Annotated in this window: 12 protein-coding genes; 11 read left to right on the top strand and 1 reads right to left on the bottom strand. The window is 37.1% G+C overall.

The window, feature by feature from the left end:
- Positions 1-66 precede the first annotated feature (66 nt).
- The 4 genes from C8N46_RS07890 to C8N46_RS07875 all read left to right on the top strand — a co-directional run bounded on the left by C8N46_RS07890 (position 67) and on the right by C8N46_RS07875 (position 6032).
- A complete protein-coding gene (locus C8N46_RS07890) occupies positions 67-2472 on the top strand; it encodes a 3-hydroxyacyl-CoA dehydrogenase/enoyl-CoA hydratase family protein (RefSeq protein ID WP_108114339.1) in 2406 nt (801 codons plus the stop codon).
- 102 nt (positions 2473-2574) lie between these two features.
- On the top strand, positions 2575-3765 hold the full coding sequence (locus C8N46_RS07885; protein WP_108114338.1) for an acetyl-CoA C-acyltransferase: 1191 nt from the start codon (positions 2575-2577) through the stop codon (positions 3763-3765).
- Between the two features lie 52 nt (positions 3766-3817).
- Positions 3818-4168, top strand: a complete 351-nt coding sequence (locus tag C8N46_RS07880; RefSeq protein ID WP_108114337.1) for a four helix bundle protein — start codon at positions 3818-3820, stop codon at positions 4166-4168.
- A 49-nt stretch (positions 4169-4217) separates the two neighbouring features.
- The gene (locus C8N46_RS07875; RefSeq protein WP_108114336.1) at positions 4218-6032 is read left to right on the top strand and encodes an acyl-CoA dehydrogenase family protein; all 1815 of its coding nucleotides are present in this window, start codon (positions 4218-4220) and stop codon (positions 6030-6032) included.
- Positions 6033-6124: 92 nt separating this feature from the next.
- Here the strand turns inward: C8N46_RS07875 and C8N46_RS07870 are convergent, their stop codons facing one another.
- Positions 6125-7159, bottom strand: a complete 1035-nt coding sequence (locus C8N46_RS07870; RefSeq protein WP_108114335.1) for a T9SS type A sorting domain-containing protein — start codon at positions 7157-7159, stop codon at positions 6125-6127.
- Between the two features lie 509 nt (positions 7160-7668).
- Between C8N46_RS07870 and C8N46_RS07865 the strand changes: the two genes are divergently transcribed.
- The 7 genes from C8N46_RS07865 (at position 7669) to C8N46_RS07840 (ending at position 15059) form a co-directional block, all read left to right on the top strand.
- Entirely contained in the window at positions 7669-9351 is a 1683-nt protein-coding gene (locus C8N46_RS07865) for a DUF262 domain-containing protein (protein ID WP_108114334.1), read from the top strand.
- A 203-nt stretch (positions 9352-9554) separates the two neighbouring features.
- Positions 9555-10769 carry a class I SAM-dependent rRNA methyltransferase gene (locus C8N46_RS07860; protein ID WP_108114333.1) on the top strand — a complete coding sequence of 405 codons (1215 nt, stop codon included), beginning with the start codon at positions 9555-9557 and terminating at the stop codon, positions 10767-10769.
- Between the two features lie 147 nt (positions 10770-10916).
- Positions 10917-12356 (top strand): DUF7477 domain-containing protein, encoded by a 1440-nt coding sequence (locus C8N46_RS07855; RefSeq protein ID WP_146169763.1) that lies wholly within the window; start codon positions 10917-10919, stop codon positions 12354-12356.
- Positions 12357-12574: 218 nt separating this feature from the next.
- Positions 12575-13048 carry a hypothetical protein gene (locus C8N46_RS07850; protein ID WP_108114331.1) on the top strand — a complete coding sequence of 158 codons (474 nt, stop codon included), beginning with the start codon at positions 12575-12577 and terminating at the stop codon, positions 13046-13048.
- 227 nt (positions 13049-13275) lie between these two features.
- A complete protein-coding gene (locus C8N46_RS07845; RefSeq protein WP_108114330.1) occupies positions 13276-14262 on the top strand; it encodes an AraC family transcriptional regulator in 987 nt (328 codons plus the stop codon).
- 105 nt (positions 14263-14367) lie between these two features.
- Entirely contained in the window at positions 14368-14535 is a 168-nt protein-coding gene (locus tag C8N46_RS20410) for a hypothetical protein (RefSeq protein ID WP_158269106.1), read from the top strand.
- An 11-nt stretch (positions 14536-14546) separates the two neighbouring features.
- On the top strand, positions 14547-15059 hold the full coding sequence (locus tag C8N46_RS07840; protein ID WP_108114329.1) for an anthrone oxygenase family protein: 513 nt from the start codon (positions 14547-14549) through the stop codon (positions 15057-15059).
- The last annotated feature ends 102 nt before the right edge of the window (positions 15060-15161 follow it).

The raw sequence follows: 15161 nt of genomic DNA, 5'->3' as shown, positions 1-15161 counted from the left end.
TATACAGAAATCTACGTACGCATAACAAAGTACATTTTACCTAACAATCTAAAAATTGAAAAAAAGATGAAACGACCAATTACCAAAATAGCAGTCATCGGTTCTGGAATCATGGGTTCTGGAATTGCCTGTCATTTTGCCAATATCGGAGTCGAAGTGTTGCTATTAGACATAGTGCCTTTTGAACTTTCCGAAAAAGAAAAAGCGAAAGGATTAACGCTTGAAGACAACGTAGTTCGCAACAGATTGGTAAACGACAACCTTGCTGCGTCTCTAAAATCGAAACCATCACCGATTTACTCACAAAAATTCGCAAACCGAATTTCTACAGGAAACTTAACCGACGATATCCACAAAATCAAAGATGTCGATTGGATTATTGAAGTAGTTGTGGAACGATTAGACATCAAACAAAAAGTATTTGAGCAAGTTGAAAAACACAGAACGCCGGGAACATTGATAACATCAAACACATCTGGTATTCCTATCAAATTCATGAACGAAGGTCGTAGCGAAGATTTCCAACAACACTTCGCCGTAACACACTTTTTCAATCCGCCACGTTATTTAAAACTATTCGAAGTAGTTCCGGGACCAAACTGTAAACAAGAAGTAACAGACTTCTTAATGATGTATGGTGAAAAATTCTTGGGTAAAACGTCTGTATTGGCAAAAGATACACCTGCATTTATCGGAAACAGAATCGGAATCTTCGGAATTCAAAGTCTATTCCACCAAGTAAAAGAACTTGGATTAACCATAGAAGAAGTAGATAAACTCACAGGTCCTGTAATTGGTCGACCAAAATCTGCTACGTTCCGTACGGTTGATGTTGTCGGATTAGACACACTTGTACACGTAGCCAACGGAATCTACGAAAACTGTCCAGATGATGAAGCACACGACTTATTCAAGTTGCCAGATTTCATCAAAACCATGATGGAAAACAAATGGTTGGGAAGCAAAACAGGACAAGGTTTCTATAAAAAAACAGTAACTCCTGAAGGTAAAAAAGAAATTCTTTCGTTGGACTTAGACACGATGGAATATCGCCCAAATAAAAGAGCCAAGTTTGCAACGCTTGAACTCACAAAAACCATCGACAAACCAATTGACCGTTTTAAAGTATTGGTAGGTGGAAAAGACAAAGCAGGTGAATTTTACCGTAAAAACTTCGCGGCGATGTTTGCGTATGTACAAAACAGAATTCCTGAAATCTCCGACGAACTCTACCGAATTGACGATGCGATGAAAGCTGGTTTTGGTTGGGAAAACGGACCGTTTGAAATTTGGGATGCTGTCGGCATCGAAAAAGGGATTGAACTCATGAAAGCAGAAGGTTTAGAACCAGCTTCTTGGGTAACGGAAATGGTTGCTGCTGGCGAAAAAAGTTTCTACACGGTAAAAGATGGTGCAACGTACTATTACGACATTCCAGCGAAAGCGCAAACCAAAAAACCAGGTCAAGATGCATTCATCATCTTAGATAACATTCGCAAATCAAATGAAGTTTGGAAAAACAGTGAAGCAGTTATTGAAGACTTAGGCGACGGAATCCTTAACTTGGAATTCCAGTCGAAAATGAACACCATTGGCGGCGGCGTATTGCAAGGAATCAACAAAGCGATTGACTTAGCCGAAAAAGACTTCCAAGGATTGGTGATTGGAAATCAAGCAGCTAACTTCTCTGTCGGCGCGAATATCGGAATGATTTTTATGATGGCAGTAGAGCAAGAATATGACGAATTGAACATGGCAATCAAAATGTTCCAAAACACCATGATGCGTGCGCGCTACTCCTCTATTCCTGTCGTAGTCGCTCCTCACGGAATGACACTCGGTGGTGGATGTGAGCTTTCCATGCATGCTGATAAAGTAGTCGCTGCTGCAGAAACGTACATTGGTTTGGTTGAATTTGGTGTCGGAGTAATTCCTGGCGGTGGAGGATCCAAAGAAATGGCATTACGCGCATCGGATACGTTTAGAAAAGGTGATGTAGAATTGAACGTCTTACAAGAATACTTTATGACCATCGGAATGGCAAAAGTAGCCACTTCTGCTTACGAAGCGTTTGATATGGGCATATTGCAACAAGGAAAAGACATTGTAGTAGTCAACAAAGAGCGTCAAATCGCAACGGCAAAAGCACATGCGAAATTGATGGCAGAATCTGGATACACGCAACCACCACGCAGAAAAGACGTAAAAGTCCTTGGAAAACAAGCCTTAGGAATGTTCTTAGTAGGAACGGACGCCATGGAAGCCAGCAGATACATCTCTGAACACGACAAAAAAATCGCAAACAAACTTGCCTACGTAATGGCAGGTGGCGATTTATCAGAACCAACACTCGTAACGGAAGACTATTTACTAGACCTAGAGCGTGAAGCGTTTTTAAGTCTATGTACAGAGCGTAAAACCTTAGAGCGTATTCAGCATATGTTGAAAACGGGGAAGCCATTACGTAACTAAAAGTTACTTTGCTTCTAGCCTTTAGCTTTTAGCTATTGGCTTACAAACATAAAGTAAATTACAAGCTAGAGGCCAAAAGCTAATAGCCAAAAGCAAGAAAACATGAAAACAGCATACATAGTAAAAGGATATAGAACCGCGGTTGGGAAATCTAAAAAAGGAGTTTTCCGATTTAAAAGAGCGGACGAATTAGCTGCCGAAACCATTCAATACATGATACAGCAGCTACCAGAATTTGACGTAAAACGCATCGACGATGTCATCGTTGGTAACGCCATGCCAGAAGGTTCGCAAGGACTCAATATGGCACGATTAATTTCTTTAATGGGATTAAAAGTAGAAGATGTACCAGGTGTAACGGTCAACCGTTTCTGTTCGTCAGGATTAGAAACTATCGGAATGGCAGTCGCGAAAATTCAATCAGGAATGGCCGATTGTATCATTGCTGGAGGAACAGAAAGCATGAGTTCGGTACCAATGACAGGATTTAAAACCGAATTAAACTACGACCTCATCAGCGAAGGACACGAAGATTATTACTGGGGAATGGGAAATACGGCAGAAGCAGTTGCTGAACAATTCAAAGTTTCTCGTGAAGACCAAGATGAATTCGCGTACCATTCACACATGAAAGCTTTGCGCGCACAGGCAGAAAATCGTTTCCAAGATCAAATCGTTCCAATTAATGTTGAGGAAACCTACGTAGATGCAAACGGAAAAAAAGCCACAAAATCATACACGGTAACCAAAGACGAAGGACCACGTAAAGGAACCAGCATTGAAGCGTTGTCTAAATTACGTCCTGTATTTGCACAAAACGGAAGCGTAACCGCAGGAAACTCGTCACAAACCAGTGACGGAGCAGCGTTTGTCATGGTGATGAGTGAAGAAATGGTCAAAGAATTAAATCTAGAGCCTATCGCACGTATGGTAAGTTATGCAGCAGCTGGTGTTCCACCAAGAATTATGGGAATTGGTCCTGTAGCGGCGGTTCCAAAAGCATTAAAACAAGCAGGATTGACACAAGATCAAATCTCGCTTATCGAATTAAACGAAGCCTTTGCATCGCAATCGCTCGCAGTAATTAGAGAATTGAACTTAAATCCAGACATCATCAACGTAAACGGTGGTGCCATTGCGTTAGGACATCCATTAGGCTGTACAGGCGGAAAACTATCCGTTCAATTATTTGATGAAATGCGCAAGCAAAACATGCAAGGCAAATACGGAATGGTTACCATGTGCGTAGGAACCGGACAAGGAGCAGCGGGAATTTTTGAATTTCTCGCGTAACGCTTACGCTCAGAACCAAGATTGTTAGAAACAAGAATCAAGACTTTTAATTGTGCATAATTTTAAAAAGCTGAAAATCTGGATAGACAGTATGGAATTGGTAGGCGAAATTTACAAGCTTACAAGAACATTTCCAGATATTGAAAAATTCGGACTCGCTTCTCAAATGAACCGTTGCGCAGTTTCTATTCCTTCAAATATTGCTGAAGGAACGAGTAAAAGTTCTGATAAACATTTCAACAAATATTTGGAAGATAGTTTAGGTTCAGCTTTTGAATTAGAAACACAATTAATCATTGCTTTTAGAGAAAAGTATTTGACAGAAAAAGAATATAACATATTAGTAGAGACGATAAATCAATTACAAAAAATGATATCAAGATTCAAAGATAGACTCGGTTAACAGTCCTGATTCATGACTCTTGATTCTAAAAATTATATCAAACAACAAAATGAGCACAGAAGCAATAAACAAAGACATCTTACGCGGGGGACAGTTCCTTGTGAAAGAAACAAAATGTGAAGACGTATTTACTCCAGAAGATTTCTCGGAGGAGCAAATCATGATGAAAGAATCGGTAAAAGAATTCGTTGATCGTGAAATTTGGCCACACAAAGAACGTTTTGAAAAGAAAGATTATGCACTTACCGAAGAAGTAATGCGCAAAGCAGGTGAACTTGGATTTTTAGGAATTGCCGTTCCTGAAAAGTATGACGGAATGGGAATGGGATTCGTTTCTACCATGTTGGTATGTGATTATATTTCAGGTGCTACAGGTTCTATCGCTACCGCTTTTGGAGCACATACCGGAATTGGAACCATGCCAATTACACTGTACGGAACCGAAGAACAAAAGCAAAAATACGTGCCTTCGTTAGCTGTAGGAGAAAAATTTGGAGCGTACTGTTTAACGGAACCAGGTGCAGGATCAGATGCCAACTCTGGAAAAACCAAAGCTGTATTATCAGAAGATGGAAAGCACTATTTGATTTCTGGACAAAAAATGTGGATTTCAAATGCTGGTTTTGCAGAAACATTCATCGTATTTGCACGTATTGAAGACGACAAAAACATCACAGGATTTATTGTAGAGTACGACAAAGACAATCCAAACGGAATGACTTTAGGAGAAGAAGAGCACAAACTCGGAATTCACTCCTCTTCTACCCGTCAGGTATTCTTTAACGATACCAAAGTTCCTGTGGAAAACATGCTTTCAGAGCGTGGAAACGGTTTTAAAATTGCGATGAATGCGTTGAACGTAGGACGTATCAAATTAGCAGCGGCTTGTTTAGATGCACAACGTCGTGTCATTACTGAAGCAACAAAATATGCGAATGAGCGTATTCAGTTCAAAACACCAATTGCGAAATTTGGAGCGATTAAGTCGAAATTAGCCGAAATGGCAACCGCTTGTTACGTAGGAGAATCTGCGTGTTACCGTGCGGCTAAAAACATTGAAGACCGCATTGCGATTCGTGAAGCAGAAGGAAACACATTTCAAGAAGCGGAATTAAAAGGTGTAGAAGAATACGCAATTGAGTGTTCTATTTTAAAAGTAAAAATCTCAGAAGACATCCAAAAAGTAACCGACGAAGGAATCCAAATCTTTGGAGGAATGGGATTCTCGGCAGACACACCAATGGAATCTGCTTGGAGAGATGCACGTATTTCTCGTATTTACGAAGGAACCAACGAAATCAACCGTATGTTGGCGGTAGGAATGTTGGTGAAAAAGGCGATGAAAGGGCACGTAAACTTGTTAGAGCCAGCGATGAAAGTAGCGGACGAATTGATGGGAATTCCGTCATTTGATATTCCAGACTACTCTGAACTCTTCTCAGAAGAAAAAGAAATGGTAGCCAAATTAAAGAAAGTATTCCTAATGGTCGCGGGTTCGGCAGTTCAAAAATTCGGACCACAATTAGAAGAACACCAACAATTATTAATGGCTGCGGCGGATATCTTAATTGAAATCTACATGGTAGAATCGGCAATCTTACGTACTGAAAAGAACGCAAAACGTTTCGGAGAAGATTCGCAAGCAATACAAATCGCGATGACACGTTTGAACCTTTTCAATGCGGTTGAGAAAATTACGACCAAAGCCAAAGAAGGCATCGTTTCGTTCGCAGAAGGTGACGAGCAACGTATGATGTTAATGGGATTAAAGCGTTTCACCAAATACGCGAATATGCCAAACGTAGTTGCCTTACGCAACACCATTGCAGAAAAAATGACAGCAGAAAACGAATACTGTTTCTAGGAGTCAAACCACATAAAAGATAATTCTAAACATATAGGTTTTAGAATTTAGTTGTTTGTAAAAGCCATCTTGAAAAAGGTGGCTTTTTTGTGCTATGCTTTAATCAATTTTTTGACTATTCCATTGCCAAGCTTTAAAATATATAAACCTGAATCTAATTCTGTTAAATCAATCTTTTCTTCTTTTGAAATGGTTCCTGTCATTATTAACTCTCCTGTAAGATTAAATATTTTATATTCTTCACTAAATGTTAAACCCGAAATATATAAATGCCCAACTACAGGGTTGGGAAATAACTTGACATTTTTCAAATTACTATCTTCAACACTTAAAATACTTGTGTCCAATTTTAATATTTTATTATCTGGGAATTGAGAGATGTATAAATCATCTCCATGAAAGGCTAATCCAGAAACACCATTAAGTCCATCAGCCACAAGTATTGGAGTTGGATTCGAATCTGTAACGTCGACTTTAAATATTTTATAGAATTCTCCAATAAATAATTCATTTCCTTTAAAAGCTAATACTTGAGGTACATTAAGTCCTGAAACCACTTCTACTGGAACTGGATTAGATTGTGTGATATCTAATTTTGATACCTTGCCATTACTACTACGAGTACAATAATACAGGAAATTTCCATTTATGGCTATCCCATAAGGAGAATCAAGATTTGTTGCAAAATCTACTAAAGTTGGATTTGTATCCGTTACATTAATTTTAGAAATTTTATCTGAACTTGAACTTGAAATAAATACCTCATCACCCGAAGTTGCTAAAAAAGTATGTCCGTTAAGTCCAGTGATTACAAATGAAGCTGATGGATTGGTATCTGTTAAATCAATTTTATACAAATTTGCACCTTGAAAAACAGAAGTGTAAAGATTATTTCCAGAAGACGCTAATCCTATAGGCCCTCCCGAAAGTGAAGCTACATCTACTATTGTTGGATTTGTTTCAGTCAAATTAATTTTAGATATTTTATTTCCATTGGCTTCTGCAATGTATAATTCATCATCTTTGGCAACTAATGAAAATGGATTAATGACTCCAGTTACTACATCAACAACTTGTGCGTTTGCCAAACTGACAAATAGAAAAATAAAAAGTAAAGATTTTTTCATAAATAAATTTAGTTTACCACAAAAATATAAAACTTAATGACTTACCAAATTAGTTTTGATTGTTAGTTTAGAAAAAGAAAATATCCTTTACAAAAACCTTTTGTGAAAACCTCAGCTCCTTTCCCAAAAAACCTCCTCTACTTTTACCCAAAACCTCAGCAGGTTTTGGTCATTTCCTCAGCACCTTTTGGGTAAAACCTCCGCAGGTTTTTGGAAAGACCTTTTTTGGGGTGAAATGTTGGTTGATTTTTTATGTTTTTTACTTATAAAAAAGAAGTTTTTTTAGTGCGTTACGGGAAACCACATTGTAAATATGTGGGTTTTGTTTTACATTTATAAAAAATAATAGGAAGTTGTGATGAAAAAAGCTCCTGTTATCTTCTTAATTTGGTATGTAAACAGGAATTCTTGTTATACGTATGGTTGGCAACAAGCTAAAACTCCACAAACATATTAAGGCTTATAATATAATAATTTTATATTTTTACCCTAATTATAATTACTAAAGAATGAAAGGTATACAAGATACTTCAAACGAAACATATAGAAAGTTAATGGGGAATGGGCTTAAGTATGTTATCCCTAAATTCCAAAGAGATTATAGCTGGGAATCAGAGCACTGGGATGACTTATGGCAAGACATACAACTAGTCCTTGAAAACGAAGAAAACGAACATTATATGGGATACTTGGTTCTTCAGACCACTGACAACAAGAATTACACTGTAATTGATGGTCAACAAAGATTAACTACACTAACAATATTAATCTTAGCCGTATTAAAAAGGTTAAACGACTTTGTTATTCAAGGTACTGAAGTAGAGAATAATGAAATAAGAATAAACACTTACAGAAATAATTATATTGGAAGTTTAAATACAATTACATTAATTTCAGACAATAAGTTGAAACTAAACAGGAATAGTGATGACTATTACAGAAATTATATGGTTCTTTTAAAAGAATTGCCACTAAGAAATACTAATACTTCTGAAAAAAACATGAGGTCTTGTTTTGAATGGTTCTATAAAAAGCTAAAACAATATTCGACTGGTGAAGAAATAGCAAACTTCCTTGAGACTATAGTTGACAAACTCTTTTTTACCGTAATTACAGTAACAGACCAAATAAATGCATTCAAAGTTTTTGAAACACTCAACGCTAGAGGTGTCCAACTTTCTTCTTCTGATTTACTAAAAAATTACCTGTTTTCTGTAATTGATGAGTCCAATCCTCATCACACGGAAATTGAAGAACTGGAAAAGTTATGGAGTAGAATAATAGGGAAATTAGGAAATAAAAAATTTGAAGATTACTTGAGATATTACTGGAACAGTAAAAATAAAACTGTCCGTAAAAATCAGCTTTTTAAAGTTATAAAAAATAACATAAATTCAAAGAAAGACACTTTTGAATTAATAAGGGACTTAGAAGAATCAACTGATATTTATATCGCAATACAGGATCCAGGTAGCGAAATTTGGAGTGATAAACCTGAGATAATAAAATCTTTAAAAGAACTTAAACTATTTCAGATCAAACAAACTAATTCGCTTCTTATGTCCGCTTATAAAAATTTAGACATAAATTCTTTTACCAAATTAGTAAAAACTTGTTCTGTAATTTCCTTTAGATATAATATAATTGGAGGCTTGAATCCAAATGAACAAGAAGATGTCTACAATAAGATAGCTAATTCTATCTCTACAAATAAATCAGTCAGTCTAACTGACTTTCAAACTGTTTATGTATCAGACATCAACTTTGAAAATGATTTTAAAACCAAACAGTTTAAGAGAACTTCAAAAAATCATAAAATAGTCAAATATATTTATTCAAAAATTGAGAAACATATTTTTAATAACGATATTAATTCTGAAAGTGATAATTACACCATAGAGCATATATTACCTGAAAGTGCTGATGAAAATTGGGGAGATTTCAATAACGAGCAAGTGAATCGATCTATATATAGACTTGGGAATTTGGCTTTAATAGAGAATAAATTAAATTTAGAAGCTGGAACTAAAACTTATATTGATAAAAAAGAAATTTTTAAAAAATCAAATTGTCATTCCACAAATTCAATTCCCGAAGAGTATAATGACTGGAATGAAAATAAGGTTTCTGCAAGACAAAGGGAATTAGCAAAACTGGCTAAGTCAATATGGAGAATACAAGAGCTTAATTAAAAATGCCAGTTGCCAACAATGGTAACCGTTGCACAACCCAATAATTCTGAAAAAAACAAGGCATCCTTAGTACTTTTAAGAATATCTATCTTTCGATTCTTCTTATAGAATCTTAATATTTAGAACTCATGAAACTACAATGAAACGTTTTGATACATGGCATTAAAAATTGTATTTTTGTCATCAATTCCAACAAATAAAACTTGATTTCATTCCCAAACATCCCAACACAAAAAATCGCCATCAAACTGAAACCTTCTGCGGAAGTTTTGGTCAAAAAAGGACATCCGTGGGTGTTTGAAAATAGCATTGCAAAGCAAAATAAAGAAGGAAATACGGGGGATTTAGCGGTTATTTTTGACAATCGAAAAAATCAATTCTTAGCGGTTGGCTTTTACGACCCGAATTCTCCCATTCGTATTAAAATCTTACAAGCCAACAAACCTGCAACGATTAATGCGGAATGGTTTGCAACGAAAGTGCAAGAAGCCTACAACAAACGAATTCCGCTGTTACAAACCGACACCAATAGTTATCGCTTGATTTATGGTGAAAATGACAATTTACCTTCACTCGTCGCAGATGTGTATGATAGTGTTCTTGTTGTAAAATTATATGCGTCGTATTGGTTCTACTATTTAAAAGACATCTTGCCTGCATTGATTGAAACGAGTAATGCTTCCACAACGGTCTTACGCTTGAGTCGAAATGTACAAAAAGAAGGCAATACATTCGGTTTTACGGACGGACAACTTTTAGACGGCGAACTCGATAATGAAGTCGTTATCTTTAAAGAACACGGCGTGAAGTTTTCTGCAAACGTGATTCACGGACATAAAACAGGCTACTTTTTAGACCATAGAGCCAATCGGAAAAAAGTAGGCGAACTTTCCAAAAACAAAACCGTTCTAGACGTATTTTCCTATGCGGGCGGATTTTCCGTGCATGCCTTGGTTGGTGGTGCGAAAGAAGTTACGAGTCTGGACATTAGCGCACCTGCGTTGGAAATTGCGAAAAGCAATGCCAAACTCAACACCTATTCTGGCACGCATCACATTATTGTCGGCGATGCGTTTGAGGAATTGAACCATCTGGCGAAAGCCAAACAAAAATTTGACATCGTAGTGATTGATCCGCCGTCGTTTGCCAAAAGCGCTGCAGAAATTGGAAGGGCAATAACAAGCTATAAAAAACTCACGCAACTCGGATTGCAACTCGTCAACAAAAAAGGAATTTTGGTTTTAGCTTCCTGTAGTTCACGCGTTACTGCGGAGATATTTTTTGACTTGGTAGAAGAAATGCTTTTACGGAACAATGCCGCATATTCCATTTTGGAACAGACTTTGCATGACATCGATCATCCAATAGGGTTTAAAGAAGGTGCCTATTTAAAGTGTGTTTACATAAAAATCGAATAATTAACATGCTAAGAGTTACGGATACAACTAGTTTCCTATGATTTTACAAAAAAATAAAATCCACTTTGCACAAGTATCATCTTTACCTTATCTTTAGACTTATTAAGGTTTTTTATTAGATTCCTTTCCCTATAAACAACTGATATTATGATACGTAAGAATATTTTTTTCGCATTTACCCTGTTAGTTTGCACAACGCTATTCAGTCAACAAAAACTGAATATGGACTTGACAAATTCATGCAGTTTTGACGGTTCACCCATTACAGGAGAAATTTACGGTTTCGCTTCCTCCAATGAAGCAATTAGTATTGTAGATGAAATCGTAGGACATATTGGACTTAAAAGAAATTTTCAAATACAGGCGAGTAACGTTCCCAATGCGGCTGCCACGATAAGGCGAAGTCCTAATGGAACTTACGAACGATATATTTTATACAGTCAAAATTTCATCAGTAGAATTATCAACCGTTCCAACTCGTATTGGGCTGCTATTGGCGTGATGGCGCATGAAATTGCACATCACCTCAACGGACATACCTTAAAAGGACCTAGCCGACCACCAACGGAGCTAGAAGCAGATGAGTTTGCTGGTTTTATCTTATATAAAATGGGTGCCACGTTAGAGCAAGCGCAATCGATGTTCAACAACAGTTTGATGTACACGCGTTACGAATCGGCAACGCATCCTGCAACTTCTGCCCGATTGGAAGCCGTAGCAGTCGGATATCAAAAAGCAAAAGAAAAAGACGGAAAAACGACCGTTAGTAAACTTCCTGATTACAAAAAGAACTATCCTAATACAACCACAAAAACCAACTATCCAAATACGACGACGTATCCTAAAACGACGACAACTACCAAACCTAAAACAACCACTTCTACCAGCAACAAGGTATTTTCATTGGTCATGGGAAAAGGAACGGGCTATTATGGACAAACATGGAAAACGAGTTTTGACTTTCCTAGTGACGAAATCAAAAAAGGTTGGGATGATAATAGATATATAACTTCGCTCACCTACGGAGATAATAAGTGGACGCTTGTCATGTCGAAAGGCACCAAATACACTACGCAACGATGGCGAACTCGTTCATACTTCCCGAAAGATGAAATCAAAAAAGGTTGGGATGATGGATATGCCATCACGTCAATTACCTATGGTGACGGAATGTGGGCACTCGTAATGTCGAAAGGAAGCGGATTGTATGCGCAACAATGGCGTACACGCGTTAATTTCCCAAAAGATGAAATTAAAAAAGGTTGGGATGATGGCAGACAGATTACTTCACTTTCCTACGGTGATGGAACGTGGGTATTGGTCTTGTCGAAAGGTTCCAAATCGGAATTGCAAAAATGGCGAACTCGTTCATACTTCCCGAAAGATGAAATCAAAAAAGGTTGGGATGATGGCTATGACATTACCTCACTTACCTATGGCGATGGCGTTTGGGCATTGGTCTTGTCGAAAGGAAGTGGATTATATTCACAAGCCTGGAGAAATCGCACCTATTTTCCATCTGAAGAAATACGCAAAGGTTGGGACGATGGAAAAACCATTATCTCGGTAAATTATGGGGATAATTAGTAAGGTCTAAAATCTTTACACCACTTATAAGCTTACTTAAAACGATTGCTTTTCAGTTCGAGCGCAGTCGAGAACACTAATAAACTATATATTTCTATTGAATCTCGAGAGCTATGCTCGGTATTTACGATAATGCTCGATTTGACATAATGTGTTCATTTTGACATTTTGTGTAAGCTTTTGAAAATTAATTCAGTTTTAAATCGCTAATAAATTCCATGAAAAAACACATCCTCACCACACTCCTACTTTTTACCAACGCACTACTCCTTGCGCAAACCTATGTGTACAATGGAAATTCAAACTTTATAAATGATTTGATGTGTACGGTGGAAGATGGAAAGGTCTACGACGGAAACTCAAACTTCAGACAAGATATTTTATACAATGTCAAGGATGGCAAAGTCTATAAAGGCAATATGAACTTTCTAAAAGATATTGTGGTGACCATTCGTGATGGAAAAATATATCGTGGGAATTCGTTTTTTCAAGGTGATATTGTATTCAACATACAAAACAATACCATTTACAACGGCAATTCTATTTCTTCTTTTGACATCATTGCACGTATTGAAGATGGCAAAGTGTACAAAGGAAATTCACGATTTCGAGGCGATATTGTATTTAATTTTGATGGCGAATTGACCACAGAAGAGTTTGTAGCAGTGTGGCTTACCGTTTTCGAAAACTAAAAACATATCCTATTTAAAACTTAAATGTCTTCCGAAACAAAGTCGAAGCAATCTGCTTCATAGGTAATCATTGTACTATTTGAACAAAAAGATTGCCACAAGTTTTTACAAAACTTCCGCAAAGACGTTTCAAAGTTATTATCAAATACATTATTCTTCAATCTTTCAATCTTTCAATCTTTCAATTAAAAAATCAAAAAATAGTATCTTAGCACAAAGTCTGTAGTGTGAAATACATTTCCATCAATCTTTACAAAAAAATGATTCATCATGCACTTGATGAAGGATTGCCTACAGACGAACTTCAACAATTACCAACGCCTCTAGATGCGATTCCTAATATCAACGCTGTTCCTGCCAATCACTTTTTTGAACTGCACGAATTTTTAGATCAAAAACTAGGTGCGGGATTTTCGGTGCGTGTCGGACAACAAATGAAAATTGACGATTACGGTGTACTTGGCTTGGCGTGGCGCACCTGTTCGTGGGTTGGCGAAATCTTTGACCGAAGCGAACGCTATTTTAAACTCTTGTCGGACACCTATGTGTTTAAAGTGGAAAAAGGCGCGGAAATTTCAAAAGTATATTTGTACCGTGATGCACATCGTCGCGGATTGGAACTCTCCAACGAAGCTACTTTTTCGGCAACCGTGGTCGTACTGCAAGCCATGAGCGAACAGCCGATTTTTCCAGTTTCGGTTGCGTTCAAACACAGTGCACCAAAGCAATTGGATGATTATCACAAAGCGTTTCAGTGTCCAGTTTTATTCAATCAACCGCATAACATCATTGCGTATAAAACCAACGAATTACAACTACGTACTGCCAAAGCCGATAGCAGTATCAATAAATTTCTCGTGGAACGTGTGGAAGAAGAAGTGAGTGGTATCAACATCAATTCCAACAAACTCATCACAGATATTGAACAATTGATTGAAGATGCATTACCCAGCGGTATTCCGAGCGTGGTTTCTATTGCTGAAATCTTAGGAATGAGCGCACGTACACTGACGCGTAGACTTGCGGAACAGGAAATTACTTTTCGCGATGTTATTCAACAAAAACAAGAAGAGCGCGCCAAGTATCTACTGAGCAAATCAGATGCTAGTTTGGCACAAATTGCCTTTGAAACGGGCTTTTCTGAACAAAGTGCTTTCAATCGTGCCTTTAAACGATGGACAGGAAAAACGCCTATTTCCTATCGTAAATCCTAAGATTTTCAACACATTGGCACAAACTGTCAAAACATTGGCGTAAACAGTCAAACATCACTTCTCGACTTTCCCCAATTTTGTCTTGTCAAACAAAAACAAACAATCATGGGACTTTTAAACATCATTATTTATTGTGTACTCTGTAAGATGCTCAACATGTTTTCTATAACAGAGGCAAACGCAGAAACCGTTCATCATTCGACTACGATTCGCATTACAGAAAATACGCTTAACGCAACTCATATTTCTGATAAAAAAGCATGTAACCTTTAAATCACCTCAACATGGATATTTCAATAAAACTCCTCATTATTATGATTGCGGTGCTACTCACAGGACTTTCCGCAGGGTTGTGCTTTACATGGACAAATGCCGTGACGCCAGGTATTGGCAGACTTGACAATGTAAGCTATTTACAAGCATTTCAAGCAATGAATCGTGCCATCATCAATCCGACGTTTATGGTAGTCTTTTTTGGTGCTTTTATAGCGCAACTTGTGAGTGTTATCCTTTGGAAAAATGCGTCTAGTACCATTATACTCCTTTTAATTGCCGCAACACTTCTCTATTTTTTCGGATTGGTCATTGTCACCATTTTTGGGAATGTGCCACTAAATGAACTATTAGACCAAACCAATATAGCAAATGCTTCCGCAGAAGAATTACAGCAATTGCGCAATCAGTTTGAAGTCCGCTGGAACCGCTTCCATTTTATACGAACGATAACGAGTACACTTTCATTTGGCAGCTTATTGATAGCACTTATCCATATAGCCAAATATCAAACAAACAGCTAACAAAACAACATAACAGTTTTTCAATCCTTCAATCTTTTAATCTTTTAATCTTTTAATCTTTTAATAAAAAAATAAACAATTCATTCATCATTAAAATCAAAC

The sequence above is a fragment of the Kordia periserrulae genome, assembly GCF_003054265.1.
GTDB lineage: Bacteria > Bacteroidota > Bacteroidia > Flavobacteriales > Flavobacteriaceae > Kordia > Kordia periserrulae.
Note: the sequence above shows the minus strand (reverse complement) of the source record. Positions and strands in the feature narration are given on the sequence as shown.

Excerpts from the sequence above, each read along its gene's own strand:
- C8N46_RS20410 (WP_158269106.1), top strand. The coding sequence starts at position 14,368 with ATGGGACTTTTAAACATCATTATTTATTGTGTACTCTGTAAGATGCTC.
- C8N46_RS07855 (WP_146169763.1), top strand. The coding sequence starts at position 10,917 with ATGATACGTAAGAATATTTTTTTCGCATTTACCCTGTTAGTTTGCACA.
- C8N46_RS07865 (WP_108114334.1), top strand. The coding sequence starts at position 7,669 with ATGAAAGGTATACAAGATACTTCAAACGAAACATATAGAAAGTTAATG.
- C8N46_RS07840 (WP_108114329.1), top strand. The coding sequence starts at position 14,547 with ATGGATATTTCAATAAAACTCCTCATTATTATGATTGCGGTGCTACTC.
- C8N46_RS07875 (WP_108114336.1), top strand. The coding sequence starts at position 4,218 with ATGAGCACAGAAGCAATAAACAAAGACATCTTACGCGGGGGACAGTTC.
- C8N46_RS07850 (WP_108114331.1), top strand. The coding sequence starts at position 12,575 with ATGAAAAAACACATCCTCACCACACTCCTACTTTTTACCAACGCACTA.
- C8N46_RS07885 (WP_108114338.1), top strand. The coding sequence starts at position 2,575 with ATGAAAACAGCATACATAGTAAAAGGATATAGAACCGCGGTTGGGAAA.
- C8N46_RS07870 (WP_108114335.1), bottom strand. The coding sequence starts at position 7,159 with ATGAAAAAATCTTTACTTTTTATTTTTCTATTTGTCAGTTTGGCAAAC.
- C8N46_RS07890 (WP_108114339.1), top strand. The coding sequence starts at position 67 with ATGAAACGACCAATTACCAAAATAGCAGTCATCGGTTCTGGAATCATG.